This is a genomic window from uncultured Sutterella sp. (genome assembly GCF_937923675.1).
In the GTDB taxonomy this organism is placed as follows: Bacteria; Pseudomonadota; Gammaproteobacteria; order Burkholderiales; family Burkholderiaceae_F; genus Sutterella.
The window spans coordinates 66,523-93,050 of record NZ_CALDXB010000082.1 but is presented as its reverse complement, the minus strand read 5'-3'; the positions used below and the strand labels follow the sequence as shown (position 1 = coordinate 93,050).

General features: G+C 58.4%; 25 protein-coding genes. 13 read left to right on the top strand and 12 right to left on the bottom strand.

Annotated features, from left to right (window positions below; genetic code table 11):
* Window positions 1-150 precede the first annotated feature (150 nt).
* The gene (locus tag Q0106_RS09110; RefSeq protein ID WP_297611873.1) at window positions 151-1,629 is read left to right on the top strand and encodes an amidohydrolase family protein; all 1,479 of its coding nucleotides are present in this window, start codon (window positions 151-153) and stop codon (window positions 1,627-1,629) included.
* Between the two features lie 328 nt (window positions 1,630-1,957).
* Here the strand turns inward: Q0106_RS09110 and Q0106_RS09105 are convergent, their stop codons facing one another.
* Together Q0106_RS09105 and Q0106_RS09100 are read right to left on the bottom strand one after the other, a co-directional pair.
* Window positions 1,958-3,295: an outer membrane protein transport protein gene (locus Q0106_RS09105; protein WP_297611870.1), complete on the bottom strand. Its 1,338-nt coding sequence runs from the start codon at window positions 3,293-3,295 to the stop codon at window positions 1,958-1,960.
* A gap of 399 nt (window positions 3,296-3,694) precedes the next feature.
* Complete coding sequence (locus tag Q0106_RS09100; RefSeq protein ID WP_152158347.1) at window positions 3,695-4,183, bottom strand: TIGR00645 family protein; 489 nt, start codon at window positions 4,181-4,183, stop codon at window positions 3,695-3,697.
* A 156-nt stretch (window positions 4,184-4,339) separates the two neighbouring features.
* Between Q0106_RS09100 and ispF the strand changes: the two genes are divergently transcribed.
* The 7 genes from ispF (at window position 4,340) to Q0106_RS09065 (ending at window position 11,762) form a co-directional block, all read left to right on the top strand.
* Entirely contained in the window at window positions 4,340-5,536 is a 1,197-nt protein-coding gene (ispF, locus tag Q0106_RS09095; protein WP_297611867.1) for a 2-C-methyl-D-erythritol 2,4-cyclodiphosphate synthase, read from the top strand.
* Between the two features lie 145 nt (window positions 5,537-5,681).
* Window positions 5,682-6,512 carry an RNA methyltransferase gene (locus tag Q0106_RS09090; protein ID WP_297611864.1) on the top strand — a complete coding sequence of 277 codons (831 nt, stop codon included), beginning with the start codon at window positions 5,682-5,684 and terminating at the stop codon, window positions 6,510-6,512.
* 62 nt (window positions 6,513-6,574) lie between these two features.
* The gene (gene cysE / locus Q0106_RS09085) at window positions 6,575-7,375 is read left to right on the top strand and encodes a serine O-acetyltransferase (RefSeq protein WP_297611937.1); all 801 of its coding nucleotides are present in this window, start codon (window positions 6,575-6,577) and stop codon (window positions 7,373-7,375) included.
* Between the two features lie 130 nt (window positions 7,376-7,505).
* Window positions 7,506-8,969 (top strand): radical SAM protein, encoded by a 1,464-nt coding sequence (locus Q0106_RS09080; protein WP_297611861.1) that lies wholly within the window; start codon window positions 7,506-7,508, stop codon window positions 8,967-8,969.
* Between the two features lie 343 nt (window positions 8,970-9,312).
* On the top strand, window positions 9,313-10,065 hold the full coding sequence (locus Q0106_RS09075; RefSeq protein WP_297611858.1) for a MipA/OmpV family protein: 753 nt from the start codon (window positions 9,313-9,315) through the stop codon (window positions 10,063-10,065).
* A 109-nt stretch (window positions 10,066-10,174) separates the two neighbouring features.
* Complete coding sequence (locus tag Q0106_RS09070) at window positions 10,175-10,297, top strand: hypothetical protein (protein ID WP_297611855.1); 123 nt, start codon at window positions 10,175-10,177, stop codon at window positions 10,295-10,297.
* A 271-nt stretch (window positions 10,298-10,568) separates the two neighbouring features.
* Complete coding sequence (locus tag Q0106_RS09065) at window positions 10,569-11,762, top strand: porin (protein WP_297611852.1); 1,194 nt, start codon at window positions 10,569-10,571, stop codon at window positions 11,760-11,762.
* A gap of 167 nt (window positions 11,763-11,929) precedes the next feature.
* Here the strand turns inward: Q0106_RS09065 and Q0106_RS09060 are convergent, their stop codons facing one another.
* The 10 genes from Q0106_RS09060 to hutW form a co-directional block, all read right to left on the bottom strand.
* Window positions 11,930-12,838: a TonB family protein gene (locus Q0106_RS09060; RefSeq protein ID WP_297611849.1), complete on the bottom strand. Its 909-nt coding sequence runs from the start codon at window positions 12,836-12,838 to the stop codon at window positions 11,930-11,932.
* Window positions 12,825-13,265, bottom strand: coding sequence for a biopolymer transporter ExbD (locus Q0106_RS09055; RefSeq protein ID WP_297611846.1), 441 nt, complete (start codon window positions 13,263-13,265; stop codon window positions 12,825-12,827). Before Q0106_RS09055 ends, Q0106_RS09060 begins: the two co-directional genes overlap by 14 nt.
* A 12-nt stretch (window positions 13,266-13,277) precedes the next feature.
* Complete coding sequence (locus Q0106_RS09050) at window positions 13,278-13,931, bottom strand: MotA/TolQ/ExbB proton channel family protein (RefSeq protein WP_297611843.1); 654 nt, start codon at window positions 13,929-13,931, stop codon at window positions 13,278-13,280.
* A 66-nt stretch (window positions 13,932-13,997) separates the two neighbouring features.
* The gene (locus Q0106_RS09045) at window positions 13,998-14,501 is read right to left on the bottom strand and encodes a flavodoxin family protein (RefSeq protein ID WP_297611840.1); all 504 of its coding nucleotides are present in this window, start codon (window positions 14,499-14,501) and stop codon (window positions 13,998-14,000) included.
* 22 nt (window positions 14,502-14,523) lie between these two features.
* Window positions 14,524-15,057: a heme utilization cystosolic carrier protein HutX gene (hutX, locus tag Q0106_RS09040; protein WP_297611837.1), complete on the bottom strand. Its 534-nt coding sequence runs from the start codon at window positions 15,055-15,057 to the stop codon at window positions 14,524-14,526.
* A 49-nt stretch (window positions 15,058-15,106) separates the two neighbouring features.
* Window positions 15,107-16,621, bottom strand: coding sequence for an ABC transporter ATP-binding protein (locus Q0106_RS09035; protein ID WP_297611834.1), 1,515 nt, complete (start codon window positions 16,619-16,621; stop codon window positions 15,107-15,109).
* A 16-nt stretch (window positions 16,622-16,637) separates the two neighbouring features.
* On the bottom strand, window positions 16,638-17,420 hold the full coding sequence (locus Q0106_RS09030) for an energy-coupling factor transporter transmembrane component T (RefSeq protein ID WP_297611831.1): 783 nt from the start codon (window positions 17,418-17,420) through the stop codon (window positions 16,638-16,640).
* On the bottom strand, window positions 17,401-17,943 hold the full coding sequence (locus Q0106_RS09025; protein WP_297611828.1) for an MptD family putative ECF transporter S component: 543 nt from the start codon (window positions 17,941-17,943) through the stop codon (window positions 17,401-17,403). Before Q0106_RS09025 ends, Q0106_RS09030 begins: the two co-directional genes overlap by 20 nt.
* Before the next feature lie 107 nt (window positions 17,944-18,050).
* On the bottom strand, window positions 18,051-20,057 hold the full coding sequence (locus tag Q0106_RS09020; protein WP_297611826.1) for a TonB-dependent receptor: 2,007 nt from the start codon (window positions 20,055-20,057) through the stop codon (window positions 18,051-18,053).
* Between the two features lie 60 nt (window positions 20,058-20,117).
* Entirely contained in the window at window positions 20,118-21,812 is a 1,695-nt protein-coding gene (hutW, locus tag Q0106_RS09015; protein ID WP_297611823.1) for a heme anaerobic degradation radical SAM methyltransferase ChuW/HutW, read from the bottom strand.
* A gap of 327 nt (window positions 21,813-22,139) precedes the next feature.
* On the opposite strand from hutW, the gene Q0106_RS09010 reads away from it, so the two are divergent.
* The 5 genes from Q0106_RS09010 to Q0106_RS08990 all read left to right on the top strand — a co-directional run bounded on the left by Q0106_RS09010 (window position 22,140) and on the right by Q0106_RS08990 (window position 26,396).
* Complete coding sequence (locus Q0106_RS09010) at window positions 22,140-22,604, top strand: metal-dependent transcriptional regulator (RefSeq protein WP_297611820.1); 465 nt, start codon at window positions 22,140-22,142, stop codon at window positions 22,602-22,604.
* Window positions 22,605-22,691: 87 nt separating this feature from the next.
* Window positions 22,692-23,210 (top strand): flavodoxin family protein, encoded by a 519-nt coding sequence (locus Q0106_RS09005; protein WP_297611817.1) that lies wholly within the window; start codon window positions 22,692-22,694, stop codon window positions 23,208-23,210.
* A 57-nt stretch (window positions 23,211-23,267) separates the two neighbouring features.
* Window positions 23,268-24,170 carry an ABC transporter ATP-binding protein gene (locus Q0106_RS09000; protein WP_297611814.1) on the top strand — a complete coding sequence of 301 codons (903 nt, stop codon included), beginning with the start codon at window positions 23,268-23,270 and terminating at the stop codon, window positions 24,168-24,170.
* A gap of 4 nt (window positions 24,171-24,174) precedes the next feature.
* A complete protein-coding gene (locus Q0106_RS08995) occupies window positions 24,175-24,933 on the top strand; it encodes an ABC transporter permease (protein WP_297611811.1) in 759 nt (252 codons plus the stop codon).
* A 113-nt stretch (window positions 24,934-25,046) separates the two neighbouring features.
* Window positions 25,047-26,396: an ATP-binding protein gene (locus Q0106_RS08990; protein WP_297611809.1), complete on the top strand. Its 1,350-nt coding sequence runs from the start codon at window positions 25,047-25,049 to the stop codon at window positions 26,394-26,396.
* The last annotated feature ends 132 nt before the right edge of the window (window positions 26,397-26,528 follow it).

Sequence of the window (26,528 nt, the reverse complement as noted above, 5' to 3'; positions counted from 1 at the left end):
CGGGTGCCCGTTTCTTTTGGGAATCTCGACGCTAAAGGACAGGTTCTGTCGCCGGATGCTATAGGCGCGCCGACAGCCTCTTCCTACACTCGGGCAAAGAGGCGGCACGGGCTTCAGATGCCGCTTTTGATCCCCTAAAAGGAGAGCGGCATGACCGGGCGCAGGATTCTGATTCACGGCTACGTTGTCACGATGAACGGCGACTATGAATGCATCGAAGACGGTGCGGTTCTGATTGAAAAGGACCGCATCGAGGCGGTCGGGAAGACTGAAGCGCTTCTTCAGCAGATCGCCGGTCAGGATGTCGAGAGGATCGACATGTCGGGGAAAATGGTTCTCCCGGGCCTCATCGACGCCCATACGCATGCCGGGCACTGCCTCAACCGGACGCTTGGTCTCGACTCCCGCACGCGCTGGATGGACTACTTGACGAAGCTCTACCATCACTGCACGACGCCCGCCTACTGGCATGCCGAAGGGCGGCTTGCGGCGCTGGAGCGCCTGAAGGCCGGGATCACCTGCGGCGTGTCGGTGATTTCAAATGCCGCCCGGTGCGACGATCCCCGCATCATTGCGGAGCATGTCCGCGGGCACGCCGAAGTCGGCACGCGCGAAAATCCGGCGATCGGTCCCTCGAATCCGCCGTACCCCAGGGCATTCGCTCAGGAAGAGAACGGCCGCCTCGTCGAAAAAGAATTCTCTTTCGACGAACTGATGGCCAAGGCCGAAGAGGCGATTGAGCTTGTGAACGGGAGCTACAACGGCCTCATTGGTGCGTTTGCCGCACCCTTCGTAATGGTGAGTTCGATTGAAGGCTCTAAAGCGACGCCCGCCGATCTTGCCTGCCGCCTGACTGAAGCAGACCGCCACATGATGAAGTCGATCCGCGAGGTAGCGCGCCGCCAGAAAGTGAGGATTCATACCGAAGCCTTTGGCGGCATGATTCGCCTCGCCGCTCAGGCCGACGATCCGCTTCTCGGGCCCGACGTTCATGTGCAGCACTGCAAGGGGATATCGTTTAATGAAGCAATGATTCTCGCCGAGACCAAAACAAACGTCACGACGACGCCTTCCTGGAATCAGATCCCGATGCGCTGCCCGGTGCCGGAACTGATTGAGCTCGGTGCAAACGTCGCCGTCACGACAGACGGCACGGCTCCGGCCATGCCGTTCGATCTTTTCCGTGCGGCGCGCGACACCGCGCTCCTGCAGCAGTCGGTGGCGAACGACCCCTTCCTCCTGCCTGCCGGGAAGCTCCTCTCCATGATCACGATCGAAGCCGCCCGGGCAATTGGTCGCGAACATGATCTGGGGTCTCTCGAGGCAGGGAAGCTCGCCGACATCACGACGATCAAAATGACGTCGCCGCACCTGATGCCGCGCCTCATGCCGATCCATCAACTCATGATGTTCGGGAACACCGGCGACGTTGCGGATGTTTTTGTTGCAGGCAGGGCCCTCATGCGCGATCGCGAGGTACTGAGCGTTGCGGAAGCTGATGTCTTCGAGTGCGCCGAAGCTGCGAGCCGTGAAGCGATTCATCGGGCGGGGTACGAGAGGCTCTTGAAGCCAAGCGCCAATTTCTGGACGGGCGCACAGAGCAATCTTGATGCGCTTCGGGAGCCTTGAAGCGCTTCAGGCTCAGAGAGCTGACAATTGAATTTCCTGCAGAAAGCGATGCCGTAAGCGTAGAACTTCCGGCATCGCATCCTGCGGATGAAAGTTGCGTAGTTCTTCTCGCAAATTAACTTCAATGCATCGTCGACCGTGTTGATAAGGCCATTCCGGTCGGATCTTGCGCTTGAGCTCGATTACTGGATTTAATTCATGCGAAATAAGTAGTGTGTTATGTAATTAACATGTTTATAAATAATATGAACATAAATTAAACCCGCACAAGAAATGATCTCATGCGGGTTTGAAATCAGACGAGCGTCTATCTCATCCGAGGATCGGCTTAGAAGCGGTACTGCATCTGAACGCCGAGGAGGTAGGCGTCAAGATGACGGAACTTGCCAATCTGTTCGCTGTTACCGCCCGGAGTGTGGTCATAGAGCGAACGTTCATGCACACCGTGCAGATGAGCAAAGCCGATATCCGTCTGGAAGTCCTTCGTCCAGTGGAAAGAGGATCCGATAGCAAACCACCAGCGGTCAGCGTCAGGAATGAGGGCCGTACGGGTCTTGGGGTCGCCGATAGCAGACGTTTCATAGGCAACGCCACCGCGCAGAGTCCAGAAGGAATTCACGCGGAGGTCGTAACCTACAGAATACAGGTAGGTATCGACCCAATTATTCTCGATGTTGGCAAGATTGTTGAAAACAGCGGACAAAGACTTAATTTGTCCTTCGTTGAGAATGCCGTTTTTCCCGAGGGCTCCCAGCGTCCCTACGACATTAGAACTGAGTTCAGGAGCATCGGTTTTGAGACTCTTGAAGCTAGACCAATCTGCCCAACGGAAGGTGGCGTAAAGGCTGAGGTAGTCGTTGACATCCCATGCTGCATTGAACATTGCCCAAGCCGGGCCGGAAACAGTAACCGAGGCGTCATAATCACCACTCAGCCCAGCCAGATTGTCCGTACCGCGCGTTTTGAGCGTTCCGTTCGTTTTGTGCTTCGTTTCAGAACGATACGAAACCCCGAATCGAACGTTCTCGACGGGGGCCCACATCATGCCAAGATTGAATCCCCAGGTGAAGCCATCTGCCGTGTATTCGTTGTGGATTGAGCCAAGTCCCAATTTGTCTTTCGCGACACCGACACCGAATTTAGCATCCACATACTGCAGCGCAAGGCCCGCACCGAAGGAAAGCGTATCCGTAGCCTTCCAGGCGACATTCGGGTTGAAGTTGATCACGGTGATCTTGGCATCCGTGCCGAGTTCCTGATGCTTCCAATTGGAGTCATATTCCGTGGCGAGGCCGTACGGGATCGTAATGGCAAGACCAACCCAGGTAGTGTCGTTGATCTGGTGGGAGATATAGCCGTGCGGAAGCACTTCTTCCTTGGCTCGGCCGTTCTCTTTGTACTCGGCATCATGACCGACATACTCAAGATTGAGGCCGACGCCCACAGCGCCCAGCTGAACCTGCGTGCCCGGATGAAGGGTCATCGTGGCCGGGTTGTAGTACATGCCCGAAACGTCCGTGCCGTCGACGCCGACGCCGGCGTAGGCGCGGCCGAGGGCGAGAGCGGACTGTTCAGTAAGCTGGAAGCCGGCGGCATAGGCCGTCGAGGCGAAGGCGGAAGCCACGGCGAGAGCCGTCGCCGCAATCTTGAGGTTCGTGCGGATCACGAGTATCTCCTGCGATCTGGTTTTCAATTGAGGAAACGCGTTCAGCGGACGCTCTCGCGCCCGCGATATATGTTTGGGATCGCATTTTGCGCGTCGAAAACACGCTGTGGGAAAACAGAAATTAGGTGTATACCCGGATTCATGGTCCCGTCTTCATGCAAACGGATGACCCTGAGAGAACAGAGATTTTTATCTTTAACTCTGTGTTAAACAGTAAAAATGATGATTTGGTTATTCGGTTTGTCGGCAATCGTCATCCGGAATCTCCGGCGCGCATGGGCTAATCCGAAATAGTTTCCGGCGGATGACGTGGAATTGCGACAACCCAAGAAAAACGGCCTGACGCTTCTCTTTCAAAGCGCAGGCCGTTTTTCCTGAATCTCAAGACCGTCGTTCGGGTCAGTGCCGCGAGAAGCGGTCGATGAAGGCCATCACGAGAGCCGAAAGAACGAACGTCAGGTGGATGATCACGTACCAGACGAGCTTGTCGTTCGCGATCTCCTGAATGCCCATGAAGATTCTGAGGAGGTGAATCGACGAAATGGCAACGATTGCCGCAGCCACCTTGTTCTTCAGCGAGCCCGTGTCAAGCTTCCCGAGCCAGGAGAGGCGCTCCGCATCCTTCTCGATGTCGATCGAGGAGACGTAGTTCTCATAGCCCGAGAACATCACCATCACAAGAAGGCCGCCCACGAGGCCCATATCGATGAAGGAAAGAATGGCGAGGATCAGGTCGTTCTCGGAGAGGTCGAGCACATGCGGGAGCACGTGAACGACTTCCTGGAAAAATTTGATCGTCAGAGCGAGGAGCGCTAATGAAAGGCCGATGTAGATCGGAGCAAGCAGCCAGCGCGCGGCATACATCATGCGTTCGACGGTTTTTTCCATGGTGCGTGTTTGTTTTTTGTTGGGGTCCGAAAAGGGAAGGAGAGCTTAATACTTTCGGCGGAGGCCGGGCATAAACGAAGCATGAAAATTCGCTTCTCTTTTTGCCCGTTAGACTTGGAGCCTCTCCTCCGGACTCTTCAAAGAGGAACATAAGGAATGCCAGACGACAAGAAAGCCCGCATTGCGGCGCTGATTCCCGCGGCCGGCGTCGGACGCCGCATGGGAGCAGGGATCCCGAAGCAGTACATGGATATTGCGGGCGAACCCATGCTTCTTCAGACGGTCCGCGCGCTCGAGCGCGTTTCGCGCATTGACGCCATCTTCGTGGTGGTGAGTCAGGAGGATGCCTGGATCGATGAAACGGCCAAAGCTTTCGGCCCCCGCGTAAAGGTTCTTCGGGCGGGAGGACGAGAAAGAGCCGACACGGTATTGGGGGGGCTTATGGCGGCGAACCTCCCGGGCGACGCCTGGGTGCTGGTGCACGATGCGGCGCGTCCCTGCGTGAGGCCTTCGGAAGTCAATCACCTCCTCGACGAGGTCTTAGGCGACTCGAGCGTCGAAGGCGGGATCCTCGCCGTTCCGATGGCCGATACCGTGAAGCGCACCGACTCTCGCCGCAGGATTCTCGAAACCGTGCCGAGGGAGAACCTCTGGCGGGCGGCCACGCCGCAGCTCTTTCGCGTGAGAACGCTGATGAATGCGCTTCAGAGAAGCACGGAAGGCGTTACCGATGAAGCGAGCGCTGTTGAGCGTCTGGGGCTTCCCGTCAAGGCTGTCTCCTGCCGTTCAGCCAACATCAAGGTCACGCAGCCCGGGGATGAAATCGTCGCCGGACTCATTCTTGGAGAGAAAAACATGACGATTCCCAATATCCGCGTGGGTCAGGGATACGACTCTCACCGTCTGGTCGAGGGGCGTCCTCTGGTTCTGGGCGGAATCACGATTCCCTTTGAAAAGGGCTTGGACGGCCATTCCGATGCGGACGTGCTCCTTCATGCCATTACGGATGCGGTGCTGGGCGCAGCAGCCCTGGGGGACATCGGAACGCACTTTCCGCCCTCAGACCCCAAGTGGAAGGGCGCAGACAGCGCGAAGCTCCTCGCGGCAGTGATGGAGCTCGTGCGCTCTGAAGGGTGGACTCTCGTCAATATTGATTCCACCATCGTGGCCGAACGCCCCAAGATCGGTCCTCACATGAAGGCGATCCGCGAGAGCGTCGCGAGAACCCTCGGAATCGATATTGAACGCGTGAGCGTCAAGGCCAAGACCAACGAAAAGATGGATGCTGTCGGTCGCGAGGAAGGCATGGCTTCCTATGCCGTTGCGCTCCTTATGAAGGCGCCCCAGGGCTGACTTGATTAAACCTCCAAGGGTTTACACCTATTTCCCTGAAGGCATCCTAAAATGAGCCCTTCAGCTTCTTTTGCGAGGTTCGGCAGAAAGAGATTGACTTCTTTGCTGCCGGAACTCTTTTGATTTCTTCCTTTCACCCTTCGAAATGCAGCAGACGCCCGAGCTTACCCGACGCGTTCGATTCGTCCTCTGTGAACCCGCCCATCCGGGCAATATCGGTTCGGCCGCACGGGCCATCAAAACGATGGGGTTTCGCGACCTGAGGGTCGTTGCACCCCGCGAGCCCGGCTATCGCACGCACCCGGAAGCGGTTGCGTATGCGACGAGCTCCATTGACGTGCTCGAAGCGTCGCGCATGCATGAGACGCTTGCCGACGCCCTCGAAGGCGTTACTTTTGCCTGGGCGCTCACGGGCTACGACCGCGAATACGGTCCGAAGCTCTCGCCCATGCGGGAAGCGGCCGGAAAGGCGACCGCCTGGCTCGAGCAGATGGACGGCGACCTCGCCTTTGTTTTCGGCACCGAGCGAAGCGGTATGACCAACGAAGAAATCATGCTCTGCCAGGGGTGCGCGGCTATTCCTGCGGATCCCCAGAGCCCGAGCCTCAATCTTTCTCAGGCCGTGCAGATCGCCGCCTATGAAATGCAGATGGCGCTCCTTGCGGCGGACGGAAAGGAAGGCGAGCTCTACGACTGGCAGGGGCGCTTCGAAAACGATGAGCCCGCGTCGAGCGAGTCGATCGAAGGCTTCTACGGTCACTGGGAAAAGGCGATGGAAGCCTGCGGCTACCATGATCCCGCCAACCCCCGGCATCTGATGGACATGACGCGCAGGATCTTCAGCCGTTCGGGGTTGTCCAAGAACGAACTCGCGCTCCTTCGCGGAATCTGCGCCGCCATCATTCAGCCGAAGAAGGAGCGGATCGGGAGCAAAACGAAGGCTCAGTCCGCACACAAGCCCGAATCCTCAGACTGACGCCGAAGTACGTTTGGAAGAAGCGAACGATTTCATTTCAACTCAAGGCCAATTCAATGTCGATTATCAGTGACGCCAGGGAACTTATTGAAACCATCCGGGAAAAGGATCCGGCTGCGCACAGCACGCTTGAAATCATCTTTTCCTATCCGGGGTTTCATGCGGTGGTGATCCATCGCGCGGCGCACTGGTGTCTGCTTCAGGGGTGGGAGAGCTTCGCCCGATGGGTGTCCCACGTCGGGCGCTTCCTTACCGGCATTGAAATTCATCCGGGCGCCAAGATCGGCCGCCGCGTCTTCATCGACCACGGCATGGGCGTCGTGATCGGCGAGACGGCGGAAGTGGGCGACGACTGCACGATCTACCACGGGGTGACGCTGGGCGGAACGTCCCTCACCAAGGGCGCGAAGCGCCATCCGACGCTTGAAGAAGGCGTCGTGGTGGGCGCGGGAGCCAAGGTCCTCGGCTCCTTCACGGTCGGAGCCGGCGCTCAGATCGGTTCGAACGCCGTCGTCGTGAAGCCCGTTCCCGCGGGTGCCGTTGTTGTGGGCGTGCCGGGCCGCGCTACGTGCCCGAAGACCGCAAAGAAGCCGGGATGCGAGGAGAAGACCGCGGAAGAGAAGCCTAAGGAACAGGAGTTCCATGCCTACGGCGTGAGCGCGGGCGACAAGGATCCGTACGCTGTTTCGATCCTCGAGCTCGTGCGCGTGGTTGAGGCGCAGAGCGCGGAAATCCGCAGGCTCTCTGGCGAAGTGAAGGCCCTGGGCGGCAAGCCCGTTGACGAAGTGGCGGACTTTGACCGTTCAAAGCTCTGGGCATCGGCGCGAAGCCATAAGAACGAGGACGGCAAGATCTCGCAGTAATCCGGGAATTCCCGATAACGTTCATCGGGACCGGCCGGCCCAAAAGAGGTGCGCCGGCGCGCGGGGAGTGATAATCTTACGTAAAAGAGAATTATTCTCATTTGCGATTAAGATTTTTCCCACTCCCGCCATGTCTGAAGTCGTCTCTCATCCGCTCGCCCGCCCCACGTCCGATCACGCGTCCTTTGACTGGCGCGCATCGCCTTCGTCCGATCCCCGCAGAATGGCATTTGCGAATGCCGGTGAGGGTTCTTCTTCAGAAGTCGTTCCGGCTGAAGTATTGACGGGGGCGGCAGCCGACGAGGAGATTGAGAATCTTCTCGACCGCACGCGCCGCGGAAAGGCGGTTGCAGAAATCCATGTGCCCTTCTGCGAAACGCGCTGCGAAGGGTGCGGCTGCTGGCAGAACGACTACCGCGAGCTCGAGAGCAGCCGCTATGCGGATGCCGTCGTGCGCGAGATGCGCCTCTGGAGCGGCGAGCATGCGCAGTCGGGAACTCCCATTCAGGCGCTTCGCATCGGGGGCGGCAATCCCACGGCGCTCGAGCCCGTGGACATTCTGCGCATTCTCTCCAACGCGAGAAGGATTCTTCCGCTCGCGAACGACTGCGAAATCGAATTCGATGCCCGCGTGCATCACTTTACCGAGGAAAAGATGGAAGCCGCGCTCGCGGGCGGCGTCACGCGCTTCCTTCTTCCCGTGCGGTCCTTCAATACGGCGGTGCGCCGCGCTGCTGGACGCGTGGAAGACGCCCATGCGGTCGTGAAGACGCTCGAGCGCCTTCTTTCCTACGACGAAGCAAGCGTCGCGATTGAACTTAATTACGGTCTGCCCGGACAGTCGCCTGAAGTCTGGGAGAGCGACCTCAGGACCGCTTCCTCAATGAATCTTGACGGCCTCACGCTTCGTGCGGCAGGCGAGCCCGAATTCCCGGCCGAAGCCGAGAAAACCTTCCGCGCGGCTTCGGATGAACTCCTTGCATCCGAGCATGCACTCGCCTTTGAGCTCCTGCCCGGCGAAGGATGGGAGGTGCGCTCGGCGCTCGGCTGGGGACGATCCGCGCGCGAACGGAGCCTTTATCGGTCGCTTGCCATGGGCGACGCCGACAGGCTCGTTTTCGGGTCGGGCGCGAGAGGGCGTCTCTTCGGACGCGAATACCTGATTGAACCCGAGCTCGACAAGTGGCTGGGCGCCGTCTATTCGGGCCGGCGGGCTGTGCGGGAAGTGACGCTCCCCCGACCCTACTGGCGCGCCGCTGCGCTCCTTGCTCAGGGGATTGCCGACGGGCGCTTCTCGATCACGCGCATGGAACGCGCGGGCGGCGTCATGCTGGGCGGCATCCTTGAGCCCTTGCTCGAGAACTGGCGCGCTGCCGGCCTCATCAGCGGCAGGGGCGACTGGATCCGCCTCACGGAAGCGGGCGCCTTCCATCAGTTCCGTCTCGCGGGCGCGGTCAGAAGCTATGTTGAGAACATGACTTCCGAGCTCGTGGAGCTCCCCTACGTGTCTTCCGTCCGGCAGTTCCCGACGGTCCCCCTCATGGCTGAAAGCGACTGGCGCTCGGCCGAAGCGTCGCTCGCTGCCGCGAGCTGACTTAAGGGCTCTTCGGAACGGCGAAAAAAGTTTTCCCGAAGCATGCTTTTCAGAGCTGCGGGCATTGCGGCAACAGAGGCAACTCTCGCTGCAATGCCCGTTTTTTCGCGTATGCCGCGCTTCTCTTTCCAGCCGCACTCCGCTAGCGGCATCGGGAAAGTCCTTTCATAGAGTCTTCCGGACAAAAGCAGAAGGAAACATTTGCTTGCATCTCGCAGAGTGAACAACTGTTCACAGAATCCCGCGCTCGATATGATTGCGGTCCGTCTTGCTTTAAGACGCATGAATAAAAATCAAAGATTTTCAATGCGCTCCATGGGCGCTTTGTGAGACCAGAAGAAGAATGAAGAAGACTTTTGTTTCAGGGACCGTTGCGCTGATGCTCGCAGCCGCCGCGGGTGCCGCCGCTGCAGGAAGCTTTTCGCTCGGCGCCGCAACTTTCGTTAATTTCCCCGTCTACAAGGACGCGGATCCCCAGTGGTATCCGCTTCCGGTCGTTCAGTACGAAGGCGAACGCTTCTACGTGAACGGCATCGAGGGCGGTGCGTATCTCTTCAAAGAGGGCGGTCACAGCCTTCGGCTTGGCGTGAGCTGGATGCCGATGTACTTCAAAACGGACCGCTCCGACAATGCTGCCGTCAGGAAGCTCGACGACCGCAAGACGAGCCTCGCAGGCATGCTTTCCTATCAGTGGGCCGGGAACTTTGGCAAGATCTCTGCCGGCATCAAGGGGGATCTCCTCGGCGAATCGGACGGCATTCTGGTGGGTGCGGACTATTCCTACGACTTCCGCTTCTCGAAGTTCGTCGTGACGCCTTCCGTCGGCGTTCTCTGGGCGAACGACAAGTTCAACGACTACTACTTCGGAATTTCGAGAAATGAAGCTGCGAGGAGCGGTCTCGACGAATACCATCCCGACGGCGGCCTTGCCTACACGGCGGGCGTGAAGACCTCCTACGCGATCGACAAGCACTGGGTGGCCTTCGGCACGCTCGGCGCCATGCGCCTTTCCGACGAGGTGAAGGACAGCCCCATGACCGAGAGCAGCGCCGTCAACTGGACGGTCGGCGCCGGCATCATGTATCGCTTTGATTGACGTCCTTTAACGTCTGACCGCAAGGCTTTCAAAAGCAGCAGAAAGCGCTCTCCGGATTGAGTTTCGGAGGGCGCTTTTGCATAGAGGCGGCTGGAACCTTTATTTGCGCGTGAAGACCACCGGGACGGACACCGTCATGGCCTTCGCGAGCGAAAGCTCTATGCCTGACGAGGCCGTCGGCCTCCTGGAGCGCCGCACGGTTGAGGAGCACCGAATTGTGCTTCCCCGCTGAAACTGATCGAGCGACGCCGCTTTCGTCAATCCATTGAGGCATGGCATCAGTCTTTCAAATGCGAACATTTCTCACTAGCAATGGTGTTGCTGTATAAAAACAACTTTGAGATCATCTTAACTAGATGATATTTATAAGTAAACACAAATTAAGACGGATTTGAGGTTGAGCTTTGATGATGTCTTGTAAACAATGTAAACACCTTCGATCTGATCGAAAAGGGGACCCCCTCGGATGATCGAAGCGTTTTTCAAAAAAGGGATTTCATATCATGAAAAAGACTCTTGCTGCACTCGCGGTTCTCGGCGCTTTTGCCGGTACAGCTGCCGCTGCTGACGTTACGCTTTACGGCGTGGCTGACCTTGGCCTTAACTACCTGCATTCCGAAACGACGGGCAAGGCTGATGTTGACACCTTCTCCATGGCTAGCGGTCAGAACTCCGGTTCGCGCTTCGGCCTGAAGGGTACGGAAGACCTCGGCAACGGCATGAAGGTTGGCTTCGTCCTCGAAAACGGCTTCAAGGCTGACGATGGCACGCTCGATCAGGGCGGCCGCCTCTTTGGTCGTGAAGCGATCGTTTATGTCAATGGCGCTTTCGGTACGTTCGCCATGGGTCGTACGGGTGCTCTCGCTGCCGGCACGGGTTCCTACAACCTTCTGAAGTACGCTCCCTTCTCCACCGGCTGGAGCAAGTCCGCTACCCGCGCCAACTTCTGGCTCGGCGACCGCGACCGTATGGACAACACCGTGACCTATGTCACTCCGTCCTTTGCCGGCTTCAAGGTTTCTGCCCAGTACTCCTTCAACCGTAATGGTCAGGAAGATTCCTCCCACAACGGCAATGAGCGCTGGAACGATCGCTACGCTGCTCTCGGCGCTTCCTACTCGGCCGGCAACTTCAATACCGCTCTCGTTGTCGACACCGTTCTCAACGCTTATGACGGCAAGTACTCGAATTCCGAGGATTCCCTCGGCGTTTCCTGGACCGCTGACTACAACTTCGGCTTCGTGAAGCCCTTCGTGATGGCTCAGTACGGCAAGAACGAGAACATGATGGGTTTTGACGTTACCAGTTTCACACCGGACAAAACTGCCATTGACGGCAACGAAGGCTTCAAGGGCTACACCCTTGGCCTCGGTGCGACTGCTCCGGTCTTCGGCGGCACGCTTTACGTTCAGGCCAACTATCTGGATTCTGAATCCGAATCTGATGTGACGTATGAAAAGGTCGATGCAGCCGGCAATACGACTGGATTCGATAGTGCTCACAAGTACGAAGGCAAGAACTACGGCTTCGCCCTTGGCTATAAGTATCCGCTCAGCAAGCGCACGTCGGTCTACGGCTATGGTTCCTACAGCCAGCTCGAGGTCAAGAATACGACGCGCCAGGCTGCTGGCGACGTGACCGACAAGGACACGACGAAGCAGACTGAGTTCGGCTTCGGTCTCGTCCACACGTTCTAATTCAGGACGCTCTTCAATAAGAATCGAGCGGAAGGCATCAAAGCCGGCTTGCAGCAGTCGTTAGAGTCTTCACCTCCCGCTCGTTTCAGATGAAGTTTGCCCCGCAGGATTTGCACGATCCTAGCGGGGCTTTTGATTTCGGCGTTTGGCGTTCCGACGCGTCGCTGTTATTTGAGCGTGAAGACCACCGGAACGGACACCGTCATGGCCTTCGCGAGCGGAAGCTTCATGCCCACGAGACCGTCGGCCGCCTGGAGCGCCGCACGGTTGAGGAGTACCGAATTGTGCTTTTCGCCCACGGCAACAGAGCGCACCACGCCGTTTTCGTCGATATCGACGGATAGAACAACGCGGCCTTCAATGCCTGTCTGCCTCGCGCGCCTCGGATAGCGCTTATGCGCCTCGATTTCGCGCACGATGATGGCAAGCGCCGCGGATTCGTCGCCCAAAGCGGCGTTCCCGCCCGCGTTCGAGACGCCTCCGGCACCACCGGATGCAGCAGCACCATTCGTGCCCGTTGAGGCTTCAGAAGGCGCTTCCTCAGCGGGAGCCGGCTTTTCAACAACGGGCTTCGGCGCCGGCTTCACGGGTTTGGGTGCGGGCTTTGGAGCCGGTTTGGGAACGGGCTTCGGCTTCGGAGGCGGAGGAGGTTCCGGTTCAGGAGGTGGAGGAGGCGGTGGCGGCGGTTCGGGCTCGGGTTCAGGCTCCGGTTCGGGCTCCGGCTCTGGTTCAGGTTCCGGCGGGGGAGGCGGAGGCTCAACGACCGGTTCAGGCTCAGGTTCAGGTTCCGGCTCCGGTTCAGGAGGCGGTTCGGGCTTCGCGTCCACTTCGAAGGCGCTTTCGTCGGCCGTATGCTCGATGAGCGGCTCCTCAACCTTGGGCTTTTCCTGCGGATCCTCAATGCGCCGGAATTCCGTGACGGTCACGCGCTCGCGCAGAATCCCCTCGGGAAGGCTCGGCACGGCGATCACCTTCTCGACCACGTCGAGGCCCGCAGCAAGCACGGCCGCCACTGCCGCGGCAATGACGGAAATGCGCGCCGCCCGGGTGGCGAAATGGGACTCACCGCTCGCCATTGCCGTTCTCTTCAGAGGGCTGAGCAGGGGCGGAACCCGGATCGCGCGTGCTGATGACGAAGCGCCCGGCGCGCTTCACCTTGGCGAGGTCGAGCACCTTCACGAATGCCGCGAAGGGCGCCTTTTCATCCATGTAGATGTTGAGGAGCTTGTCGGGATCCGCATCGAGCCTGAGAGCGAGTTCGTCGAGCGTCACCGGGTCGGTATTGACCGCATAGGTTCCGTCCGACTTGACGGAGAGAAGAATTTCGTTCCGCTCGTGGCTCGACTCCGCGTTCTTCGCTTCCGGAAGAATGATCTCCAGCACCGGACGCGAGAAGCTCATCGTGAGGACGAAGAAGATGATGAGCATGAAGAGGCAGTCGATCAGAGGGGTGAGATCGATCTGGGGCTCTTCGTCAAAGCCGTCGAAGAAGCTCGAATTCATGGCGCGCTCCTCTTAAAGACCGGAATTTTCGTCGGCGCCCTTGGCGCGCTTCGCACGGATCTTTCTCATCACTTCGAGCGCGCGGTAGCTGTGCTCGATCGCTTCAATGTGAAAGCCCCTGAATTTGAGCATCAGGTAGTAGTAGCACATGAGGGTCGGGATCGCGACCGAGAGCCCCATGATGGTGGTGATGAGCGCGGACCAGATGCCGGACGCGAGAATCTGGGCGTTGGCGTGCGTGACGTCGCTCATGCTCTGAAAGACGTCGACCATGCCCCAGACGGTGCCGAGCAGACCGAGAAGCGGGGAAACGACGGAAATGAGCTTGAGCCAGCAGAGGCCGTTCGTGACGCGCTTGAAGTTTCTGTGGAAGAGGTAGCCCACTTCGGCGCGGATGTCGTCCGAGTGCTCGCCGTGCGTGGTGACGATTTCGTAGATGATGCGGATGAGCGGATTGGCCTTCTTCGGATCCACGAACCTCAGGCACCGTTCATTGCCGCGTTCAAGGTCGAGAAAGTCGCGGCGGAAGTTGCGCCAGACGGCCGTCATGTAAATCAGCTGCCAGACGGCAAGGTAGACGGCAAAGAGGGCCACAAAGACAAGCGCCACGCCGGCCGGGCCGATCATCGAGTAGATGTAGGCGAGTCTGTCTGCGGAGAGTTCCATTTTTATTTTCCCCTTCTTCTGCTTGGTCGCCCTTTCCCGTTGCGGGAAAGGGCATCGAGGAGATGATCAGTTGAAGAATTGCTGCCAGGCCGCGGCGGCCTCGAGCGCGTCGAGGCGGTCGGGATGGTGTTCAGCCGCCTTCCTTCTCGCCTCGCGTTCGGGCGAAACTTCGCCCCCCATCATGGCCGACATCTGCGCGAAGAGTTCCGGGTCGATCCGTCCCTGGCAGAGGAAGGTGCCGGCGAGCTCTGCGCCCGGAGCGGAAGCAACGAGCGCTTCCGAAGTCTTCTTCATCCATTCAAGCGCGCGCTCGGCCTTCGGGTCGCCGCCCATCGTGGCAAAGCAGGCGATTTTCTTGCCGGCGAGCTTAGGCGCCACGGTCTTCGTGTCTTCCGGGGCCATGCCGCGGTCGCACCAGAAGAAGAGGCCGACGGGATTGAAGCCGGAGAGGTCCTCAGGGAGCTTCTCGGCGGTGGTGAGAAGCGCGTCCGGGAGGCTGTCCGCAACGGCATGAGCGATGATCCGCGTGTTGCCGGTTTTGGAGCTCACAATCAGAAGGGGCTTGGTCATTTCTTGTCTTCCCAAAAGAAAATCAGGCGCAGAACTTTTCGCGATCGGCAAAGAATGCGGTCTTCACCGATTCGATGATCTGGTGGTTTTCGCGGCCCGCGTAGACGGAGAAGCTCACGCGTCCTTCGGCGTCGAAGAAAAGGACGGAAAGCGACTCGCGACCCATGAAGGGCATCGTGACGAAGGCGGCCGCCTTGATCTTTTCGTAGGCGAGGTGGCCGCCGACGACGGCGTCCTTCGCGAGGATGTTGTAGTAGCCCATGGCGCGCTTTCCCGTAGAGAGCTTCGCCGCGATTTCAAAGACGTGGCCTTCGTGGGTGATGAAGAGCGTCGCCTTTTCCCAGGCGGCAAGCGCCGCCCAGAGATCGTCGAAGCGCTCGTTCATGTCGCCCGTCACAAAGGAGACGCGGTCGGCGGGGAGGCGCCGGGCGGCTTCGAGCTCCGTCATGCCGAGCTTTCCGGCAATGGACGAGACCGTAACCGGGAACTTCGCGTTCATGAGTTCATTGATGGTTGCGGCTTCGGCTTCCGTGGGGGTGATGCGTTCAATCGTCATTTGATTTGAATCCATGGGGTAAAAGAAGTTGGGAACGACGTGATGTTTGTCATGCATTCGCGTCGGCAATCGGGTTTTGTGGCTGCAGATCCTTCATCCTCAGCGCCCTGTCGCAGATGCCGAGGAGTTCGAGGTCGTGCGTAATGAGAAAGACCGCGCGGCCGCGGGCGGCTTCGTCCTTAAGGAGCTTCGCGATGCAGGCCATGTTGGCGCCGTCAAGCCCTGAGGTCGGTTCGTCGAGAATCAGAATGGCGGGGTTCTTCACGAGCGCGCAGGCAATGACGACGCGCTGCTTTTCGCCGCCTGAGAGGCTCTGCGGGTGGCGGCCGGCAAGGTGCGTGAGGTTGAGGCTCTTCAGAATCTCCTCTGCGCGCCGGATCTGGCTCGCGTTGAGCTTCACGCGCGCGAAGCGCTGCCAGAAGCCTTTCCTGGCGTTCATCGCAGCAATCCCTGCTTCCATCGCGCAGATCACTTCCTCGCGCACGGTGCGCATCTGAAGCTGATGGTCGGCGTTCTGAAGCACAAGGCCAGAGTGCGGCATGAGGCCGCCTTCGCCCACGGGGCGTCCGCAGACGGCGAAAGAGCCTTCGGCCTTGTTGAGCCCCGTGAGAATGCGCGCGAGCGTGGTTTTCCCCGTGCCGTTGCTCCCGATGAGCGCCGTGACGCCTGCCGGAACGGCAAAGGACGCGTCCGTGAAGACGGGCTTTTCGGGCGTATAGGCGAAGGACATGCGGGTGGCGGAGAAGACGCTCTTTTCCGACTCGTCAAGAGGAACCGGTCTCTCAAAGACCACATCGATCGGGGCAAGAGTCTCACGCGGATCGGCGACGTCGGCTTTTCTCAGGCCCCAGCGGGCGCGAAGGGCGTCGTTTCTGAGCATTTCCCAGGAGCCCGAGGCTTCAATACGGCCCTTCGACATCACGATCACTTCGTCCGCGACATCTCTCAGCCAATAGAGTCTGTGGTCGACCACCAGAATGGCGGCGCCTTCCTTCTTGAGCTCTCCCATCGTGACGGCAAGCGACTCCGTCGCTTCCGGATCAAGGTTGGCGCTCGGCTCGTCGAAGATGAGAACTCGGGGTCCGAGCGCGAGAATGCTTGCGAGCCCCACCTTCTGCTTCTGACCTTCGGAGAGTTCGTGAATGTCCTGCTTGAGAAGGTTCGTGATGCCGAGCCGGTCGGCGGCGGCGAGCACACGCTCTTCAATGGTTTCAGGAGCGACCCCGCGGCTTCTCAATGCAAAGGCGATTTCGTCGCCGACGTTCAAAGCGAAGAACTGCTCCTCGGGATCCTGGAAAAGCGTGCCCACGTGTTCGGCAAGTTCCGCCACGGGCGTTTCCGACACGTCGCAGCCGGCGACGCGCACGGATCCCACAACCTTCCCGCCGTAGATCTGGGGGCAGAGGCCGTTCGCAAGCCGCATGAGGGTGGTCTTCCCGCACCCGGAGGCGCCGGTGACGACCTTGAGCTCGCCCGCGTGCACCGTGAGCGAAATATTTCTCACAGCCTCTTCACTGGTGTTGGCGTAGACGTAGGAGACGTTTTTGAATTCAATCATCGGCATCGAATGCGTCTCCGGGTTAATGCATCATGGTGATCTTGGCGGCCCAGATGTGGCGGAGGAAGATTTCCGCGAGGACCGTGAGAACGGTAAAGACGAAGAGGAACGAAAGCACCCGCGCATCGATCGTCTTCATCGTGCGGCCGTCGGTGCGCATCGTGCGCTTCGTCGTGCCGAGGCCCTTCAGTTCCGAGGCAACGCCGAGGGTTTCGGACGACTTGAGCGCCCGGAATAGAATGGGAGCGAGGATGAGGCGCGCGCAGAGAAGCGGCCGGCAGGTCATCATCACGGGCCCCACGGGCCAGCCGCGGATCCGAAGCGTCTCCCAGACCTGACGGATGTCGTTCGTGAAGGTCGGGATGAAGCGGAGCATCACCGCAGTCGGCAAAAAGATGCAGAAGGGAAGGCGGATGCGCTCGAGCGTGGCGAGGAGGTCCTCAACGCGCGTCGTCATCGCAAGCACCATGACGACATTCATCATCGAAAGGCCGCGCATGAAGGGAACAAAGAGCGCGCGAAGCGTGATGCCGCCCATCGCGGGGAGCCACTCTTCAAGAAGGAGCCCGAAAAGCGCGGCAATCGCCATCATCACTGCCATGAGGCCGTAGAGCACGGCGAGGAGCCCCGGGCGTTTGAGGTAGAGCGCATAGATGAGGGTCGAGGCGAAAATGACGATCTGCGAAATGACGCCCGAGCAGGCGACGGTGAGAATGGCGACCACGAGCGTGACGGCAAGCTTCGTCCTTGCGTCGAGGAATTTGAGCACGCTCGAGTCGGCGCCTTTAGCGAACAAAGCCCGCATGCTTGAGTTCTCCAACAGTTTTCCAGCCGAACCAGAGGCCGAAGAGGGATCCGAGGTAGCCGCAGGCGACGATCGGGATGATGATCGTGATGAGTGCCGGACTCTCACGCATGAAGAGGTAGGAAACGCCGAGCGACAATCCCTTGCTCATGAGGTCGTACATGCCGACCGCAACCCAGGGGGCCCAGCGCTTGCCCGCACCGCCCGTTAGCCAGACCGCGGCTTCGCCGATGAGCGCGGCAACAAGGGCCGCCGGGAGAAGCGTGAGGCTTCCGCCCAGAAGACAGACGCTCACGATCATGGAGATGACCGTGAAGAGAAGAAGCGTCCCCCATTTCGGAACCTTTGTGAGGAGAACGATCATCAGGGTCGTGTAGACCAGATTCTTCGCGACGAGTCCGATGGGATTCATGCCGCCGCCCGCAAGGGCGATAAGGAGGCTTGAGAGCTTTGCCGCAGCGGCAAAAACGCCGATGAGGACGAGCTCGCGCGCTTCCCAGTAGCGTTTGATGGGGGGATTCATCGTGAGGCACCCACAGAGGTTTCGAAAGGGGAGAGGCGACCGCAGTCCCTGCAGTCGGGAAAACCGCAGGGACTGTGATCAACACTCAACAGGACATGAGTGTCTGGTTAGAAGCGGGCGTTGAGCTTGACGGCGAAATAACGTCCCGGCTCGTAAATCGCACCGTCGTTTTGATAAAGCTTGTCGCCGATGTTGTAGAAGCCGGCATCAAGCGCATACTGCTTTTCGGTGCCGAAGCTGACGCCGCCCGTCACGTTGAAGGTCGTGGCGCCGCCATATCGATACGTGCCGTCATCCGACTCAGACTGTGAATAGGCATAGGCATCAGCCCGAAGTCCGAATCCATTCTTGTCGCCGTTCCAACGGACGCCGTAACGGCCATAGAACTCAGGCTGACCGGTCTTGAACGTCTTCACGCCATCTTCGTCATACTGGCGGCGCATCCAAGTAAGGTCGGCGTAGGGCTCAAATCCGGTTTCACCAATGGCATAAGAGGCGGAAAGTTCAATGCCCCATGTTTTGGCCTTGGCAATATTTTCATATTTGCTGGTGTTGGGCTTTCCGGGGACGGCCACGGTATCAATAAAGTCTTTGGCGCTGGAGTAAAAAGCTGTCAGATCGAGGTTGAGGCCATACTTCACTAAACGAGCGCCAATCTCAAAGTTGTCGGAAGTTTCCGGCTTGAGATCGGGATTGGCTTCCGTAGCACCGCTGGAGACGCCCATTGCGGTATCAACATAGAGATGCTGAAGCAGAGGGAAGCGATAGCCCTGCGAATAAGCAGCCCTGAGCGTCAGATCTTCAATGCCGTTCCAAAGGATGCCGGCATTGAAGACGACTTTGCCGTCGCTGGTTGAAGGGCTGGAAGTGCTTCCACCTCTCAGATTGTTGGTGGTGTCTACTTCAGACTTAACCCATGTGTAGCGCACACCGTAGTTGGCTGTCAGATCAAACGGAAGCATCGTTTCCATGCTGGCAAAAACGGCATGCGTCATCTGGTAGCCGTCATAAGTCCGGTCAGCTACGGGTGTTGATGAACCCATCATATTCATGACGGTTAGACTGCGGGCATCCATGTCGTCATAATTGAACTCATAGCCTGCAATCAAATAGTTTGATTCTCCAAGCTGCCAGTCCGTTTGTATGGAAAAGCCATACTGGTCAAGAACATTGAACGCGTACGGCTGCACAATAACCGGGCCGCTTCCAACCGAGTTCACCATGTCTTTATCGCTGCGCTGGTAGAAAGCATCAGTACGAACTCGAACCAAAGTGTCAGAGATGTTTTTCATCTCGCCGAACAGTGCACCTTTGAAGCGGGTCCACTGAGGAACGTCTACAGCAAAATAATCTTCACTGGCAGCATTGCCGGAACCGAATTCGAGGTCGTAATAATCCAAATTTCCGCCGATTTGGATATTCGGATTCACGTCATACGCGAGGAAAGCCGACGCCGATCGTCCGTTGAAGTAGGTATTCTTCATATCGCCGGCAGGCGTTTTAAGCTCTTCATTGCTTTCAACGCTTGCGGATAGCCGATAGTGCCAACCTTCGTTCTGGCCATAAATGGAGCCAGAGGCGCTCTTCCCGGAAGCGGATGTATTGAGGCCCGCAGAGGCTTCACCCCCAAAGGCTTTATTGCCGCCCTTCTTCGTAATGATGTTGACGGCGCCGCCAATGGCTTCAGAACCGTAAAGAACAGAAGCAGGACCCTTGATGACTTCAATGCGTTCAACCTGAGACGGGTCAATCATCATGGGGGAGCCGGACATGGATTTCTGTTCGGAAACCTTTTGCCCGTCAATCATGATAAGCGTCTGATAGGTGCTGTTGCCGCGAATGGAAACGCGCTTGATGCCCTGACCGCCGTCGTTGCTGATGCGCACGCCGGGAACGTTTTCAAGCAGTTCGCCAACGCTTCGGGCGCTGGAATGACGGATCTGTTCAGCCGTGATGACGGAAACAGACATATTCACGTCCATCAGTTCCTGCTCAACGCGGCTCGCCGTCACCTTGACGTCTTCCGTCGTGACATCAGCAGCCTGAGCTGTACCCATGGAAAGAATTGCCGCGGAAAGAGCACTCGCGAGCATGCAAAGTTTCTGAGCTTTCATGATTGATATCGGGTGGTAGAAGTTTTCTTGGTTTTCTTTTGGGGTGTTTGGTACGGGGCCTCACGCCAGATGCGCGGGAGCTCCGGGATGTCTGGCCTGGGCCCTCGTTTTGGCAAAGCCCATGGGATCCTTGAGAAGAGCGTCGACTTCGTCGGGCTTGAGACCCTCAAGAATGCGGAGAACGTCCTCGCGCTTCACGCCCGTTCCCATGTGGTCGAGCTTTTCCTGCGGCATGTCCCTGAGGGCAGAAATGAGCATCGGACGCGGCATCATGCGGGCCATGTCGCGCACGCCCGAGGGAATGCGGGAGATCATGGCGGCGAGGGACTCAAGAGTCACGGGACCGGAACCTGCTCCCATGTGCTTCATGGCTTCGGGAGAGCCCATGTCCATCGGCATCCCGGCGGGCTTCGCGCCCGGGAGCATGGGTTCGAGCCAGTTCATGAGGAGCTGCGCGAGCGTGACGTGCCAGTACTGGCCGGCAACGGTCTGGTAGTACCACTCGCCCTTCTTGACGAGGAGGCCCGCTTCCGTCCACTGCTTCAGGATCGGAGCGGCCATGCCTTCGAGATCAACATTGCCGAAGGCGCGGCTGATCTTCGCAAGGCTGATCGAGCCCGACTCCATGTCGGCCGAGATTGTGCGCAGCAGGTGCCAGTTGGGCTTCGGCGCCATGAGGAAGGCCGCGGGCTTCTCGCCCTTTTCGAGGATCGCGTAGTAGTCGGCGAGCTTTCTTTCCATCATGAAGGCGTTGCCGAAGAGGCGCCCGCCCGCGCCGCACCCGAAGGCGAGGCAGTCGCAGGCGCTCTTGCCCAGCGCGTTGTAGATGTTTCTTTCGCGGGTGTTGTTCGCCCAGTGGTTGTTGGAAAGCCGGCGCCAGTTCTCTCCCGTGAGGTATTCGACGGAGCGCGCGAACATGTCCGCCTTCTGCGCCTGATCGGCGGCAGCGGGGAGCTTGCCGTTCGCGATGTAGCGGGCGAGCGGCGACTTTTCAAAGACGTTGAGCTGATAGCAGTCGATGCCGTCAAGCGGGAGGCTTGCCGCAGTTTTGAGGTCGTCGTTCCAGACATCCATCGTTTGGCCGGGGAAGCCGTAGATCAGGTCGAGCACGACCGCGGCGTTGTCGTAGGAGCAAAGCTTGTCGAGGCGCTTCAGAATCGTTTCGCGGTCGTCGACGCGCTGCACGGACTGACGGACCTGGCTGTTGAAGGTCTGGACGCCCAGCGAGAAGCGGTTGACGCCCCCTTCAAGCGCCGCTTCCATCTTGTCGTCGCCGAAGTTGTGAATTCGGCCTTCGAGCGTGATTTCGCAGTCGTTCGCGAGCGGGAGGTACTTCTTCAGGGCGCCGAGAACGAGCCGGAGGTCGTCGGGCGAAAACGCGGTCGGCGTGCCGCCGCCGAAATAGACGGCATGGACGGGATAGGCGTTCTGAGAAGCCTTGTCCGACCACATCTCGATTTCGCGCACGAGCTTCTTCGCATATTCATGGACCGCCTCTTCCTTGAAGGGGTTCTGATAGAACATGCAGTAGAGGCACCGCGTTTCGCAGAAAGGAACGTGGATGTAGGCGAGGGACTTCGCGGTGCGGGGGGTGTCGGCAAGTTCAAGAAGGCGCTTTCTCGCATCTTCTCCGAGAAGAGGCATTCCGCCCGGTCCCGAATGAATGGCGGCTTTCGCCTTGAAGGCATTGTGAAGGGGATCTTCGGCGTTCGCGAAGAAGGCTTCGGGTGCACGGGATTTCACCGCTTCATTCATTTCTCGCGCTCCAGCCTCAAAGGTGGAGGGCGCCTTGGCGGATGCACCGGAAGGATGATTCATCATGACTGACCGCTCGCGGGGTGGTTCGCTCCTGGAAACCCTTGGGATGGAGGTGTCTCAAAGCGAAAAGTAAATATTTCTGAGAAGCGTAATCGAAATAAAAATGAGAATACTTCTCAACGGCGCGAGTATATCGGTATAATGTTAGAAATGTCAAACATTGTTTCAGTCGTCACCCACTGTCAATGAGCATCAATGAGGGACGGCGCGCTCTGTCTTCGGGCAGAATCGAAAAAGAGAGTAAAAACCCGGAGATAAGAACGCATGTCGGATGAGATTCAGAAAGTGCGGAGCCGTTCTGCCAGGGGCTCCGAAAAAGACTCCCCGACGACGCCCACGCGTCAGAACTACCTCAAGTACATCTATCTTGAGGAAGAGGACAAGGGTCATGCGAGGGCCTGCCGGATTACCGAGCAGCTCGGCGTGACGCGCTCGACCGTTGCGCTCACCTTCCGCGAACTGAGAGCAGAAGGCTTCATCACGTACGAGCCCTATAGTCCGATCCGCCTCACCGAAAAAGGCCGAGCCGTTGCTGAAGGGATCGTGCGCCGCTATCAGGCGGTGAAGCACTTCAGCCGCACGGTGCTTGAGCTCGATGAGGCCATGTCGGAGAAAATTGCCTGCGAACTCGAACACGTGATCTCGGATGCCATAGCCGAGCGGCTCCTTGAGGTCGCAAAGGCCCATGAGGAGCGGAGCCTGGGCGCACCTGTCCCGAAGATCGCCTGACGGGCCGACGCCTTCCGACTATTTTCTTTCCCCACAAAGCTTCCAGGTAATGCACCGGACGACAAGAAAGTCCGGTGCAGATGAAAAATGCAGAAAACAAGACCCCTTATCGTCATCAGTTCCCGTACGGGCAACACCATGATCCTCGGCCATGCGATCGCGGACGCGCTCCCCGGAGCGCTTCTCGTGAAGCCTTCCGAACTGCCCGGAGATCTCACGCCCTTCAATCCCGTTCTTCTCGGCTACTGGCGCGACCTCGAGGAGGCGCCTGCCGACATGCGCGCCATTGCCCCGCGCTTTGAGGGAAAGACCATCGGGTGCTTCGCCACGATGGGAAGCGACGTGAACGATCCGGACTCCCAGGCCTGGATGAAGCGCACGGCCGAAGGCCTGGTTGCCGCAGGAAAGAACAATACGCTCGCGCAGACCTTCATCTGCCGCGGCCGCATCGATCCCGCACAGTTTGAAAAGATGACGAAGCTCATGGGCGGCGTCGTGAGTCCGGAGCGCGCGGAAAAGCGCCGCGAAAGCGAAACCCACCCCGACCGTCTGGATCTCGCGAAGGGCGCGGAAATCTTCCGCAGCGTCTTCGGCGTCAATTTCTAATGATCTGAACCGTCAGATTCAGTTTTCCGATACTCCACAAAGGAAAGGAACCCCAAAGTGAGCGTCCCTGCCGTGCGGTTTGATGCCGTTCAGAAACGCTACGCTTCCGGAACGCAGGCGCTCCGGGGCGTGAGCTTTGATGTCGAGGAAGGCGAATTCTTCGGCCTTCTCGGACCCAACGGCGCCGGGAAGACTACGCTGATCACGTGCCTTGCGGGGCTTGCTACCCCGACGGGCGGAAGGATCTTCGTGAGAGGCATGGACGTGCGCGAAAACCGCCGTGCGGCGTCTCTCTCGCTCGGCATCGTGCCGCAGGAAATCACGTTTGATCCCTTCCTTACCGTCCGGGAGACGCTTCGCTTTCAGTCGGGATACTGGGGCATCCGCCATAACGACGACTGGATCGACGAGATCCTCTCGAACCTCGGGCTCTCAGACAAAGCGGACGCCTCCATGCGTGCTCTCTCGGGCGGCATGAAGCGGCGCGTCCTCGTTGCTCAGGCGCTCGTTCACAAGCCTCCCGTGATCGTGCTTGACGAACCGACGGCGGGCGTCGACGTTGAACTTCGGGAGCACCTCTGGGACTTCATCGGGCGGCTCCATGGCGAAGGCCGGACGATCATTCTCACCACGCACTACCTCGCCGAAGCGCAGTCTCTTTGCGGGCGGATCGCCATCATGAAGAAGGGCGAGGTGGCGGCCCTCGACCGCACGGAAGCGCTCCTCTCGCGCTTTGACGGACGGGTGCTTCGCTGCAGGATCGTTGAGGGGGAGCTGCCAAAGTCGCTCGAGGGCGACCTCATGCGGCGGCATGGCGCTGACATTGCCCTGAGGCTCACCGACGCTGATGATGCCCTTGCAAAACTCGAGGCGCTTCGCGCCGCCGGCGTTCGAATTGAAAACCTCACGGTCGGGCAGCCCGATCTCGAGGATGTGTTCCTTGCGCTCACGGGAGCCTGATCAAATGTGGATACCGTTTCGCACGCTCTTTTTGAAGGAAGTCGTCCGCTTCATGAAGGTGTGGCTTCACACCATTCTGGCGCCCGTGCTCACGGGCGGGCTCTATCTCGTCGTCTTCGGCGAGGCGCTCTCAAAGCACCTTCCGGTTTATGAAGGCGTCTCCTACACGGCCTTCATCATTCCGGGCCTCATCATGATGACGGTGCTCCAGAATGCCTTCTCCAATACGGCAAGCTCCTTCATTCAGTCGAAGATCTCCGGAAACCTCGTCTTCATCCTGCTCCCCTCCATTCCGGGACCGGCTGTTGCCGCCGCCTACATCTGCGCGAGCTTCGTGCGCTCGATGCTCGCGGGTGCGGGGCTTTACCTCTTCTGCGCGCTCTGGGCGGCGCCTCCGGTGAAGGAGCCGCTCCTCATTCTCTCCTTTGCGTTCTTCGGCTCAATGATCATGGCCTCGCTCGGCCTCATTACCGCGCTCTGGGCTGAGAAGTACGACCAGATGGGAGCGGTGATGAATTTCGTGGTGATGCCGCTCACCTTCCTCTCGGGCGTCTTCTATTCCGTCGAGTCGCTCCCGCCCGTGTGGCAGGCGGCGAGCAAACTCAATCCCTTCTTCTATCTCGTCGACGGCTTCCGGTCGGGCTTTTTCGGCACCGGCGACATCAATCCCTGGGGGAGCCTCGTGATTGTCGGCGTCACGGCGCTTGCGGCAATGGCGCTGGCGGTGCTACTCCTCACGAAAGGCTGGAAGATTCGCAACTGACCATAAAGGTCATGTTAAACTAGATAATTGTTCTTTATGGACAAAATTTAATTATGGCTGTAAGCTTACGAACATAAGCTTACAGCCATAATTTTTTTGAGTTTCAGCGAACAATGCCTTTCCCCTTCTATGACCGCGAGCGTGAGCTTGAAGCCTTGTCGAAGATGTCGGAGCAGGTTGCCCGCGACTGCAGTCAAATGCTGGTCCTGACCGGCCGCCGACGCATCGGGAAGACGACGCTCTGCAACCGCGCATTTTCTGAGTCGTATTTGAAGTATCTCTTCTTCTTCATCAGCAATGAAAAGACCGAGGCAGCCAATCTTGAAGCCTTCTGGCGGGACAACGCAGGGCTTCTAGGGATGGATGGGCTTCCGGTCAGGTTTGCATCGTTTGCGGAACTGATGGAATTTCTGCTTCAGCACTCAACCAGCACGCCTCTGGTGCTCGTGATCGATGAATTTCAGAATTGTGCTTCCGTGGCTCCGTCCTTCATGAGCGACCTGCAGCGCCTTTGGGACAAATGGAGAAAGCATTCCAGGATGCTCCTGGTTCTCACGGGCTCGGTGGCGAGCGCGATGAGGGAGATCACGGAAGGTACGAACGCCCCGCTTTTCGGACGTGCGAGCGCGAAGCTCATTCTTCAGCCTTTTCCGACGGACGTCATCAAAAGGATTCTCACGGACTACCACGCCGACTGGCGTCCGGAAGAGCTTCTGACGCTCTATACCCTGGCGGGCGGTGTTCCCAAGTATCTTGAACTTTTGATGGAAGCCCGGAAATTTACTATTGAGGAGATGATTTCGTACGTAATAGAGCCGGATTCGTTCTTTACGACTGAGGGCGATATTCTGCTCAGAACGGAATTTCGCAGGGACTACAGTGTTTACTTCGGCATTCTGGAGCAAATCGCAGCAGGAAAAACGAAGCGTCAGGAGCTGGTTTCAGCCTTCCCGTCGGATATCAGCGGACAGCTTTTTAAGCTCGAGGACTACTTCCATCTCATCAAGCGGGAGAATCCGGTTGGAAGACAGAAGAACGCAAGGAACTTTCGCTTCGCGATGGCTGACGACTACCTGCATTTCTGGTTCCGATTCATTTATCCGAATCTGGGTCTGATCCAGCAGGGCAGCACCGCCCGACTGGAAAGAAAAATTCTCGACGAATTGCCTGATTACACCGGCCGCCACGTGCTTGAGCGCTGGTTCCGGACAAAGCTTTGGGAAAGCGGCAACTTTACGGAAGTCGGGCCCTGGTGGGATGCCTCTGGGAAAGGAGAGAATGAAATCGACATTGTGGCGGTCAACCCCTTTGACAAAGAGGTTCTTTTTGGAGAGGTCAAGCGCCGCAAATCGAATGTCGACCTGGATCTTCTGAAGCAAAAGTCGTTTGCGTTCCTCTCGCAGAATCCTGAATACCGCAAATACGACGTTCGTTACGAAGCTTGCGGCATGGAGGACATGTAGGACCTATTTACGCGCTGCGGAGAGATTTCACTCCAATAGCAGCGCCCTTCGATCGAAGGAATGGAAGGCGAAATTCTTTCCGCAAACTTCGGGTTTTCACGCATTCAAGGCTCCCAATTCATTGATCTCTCT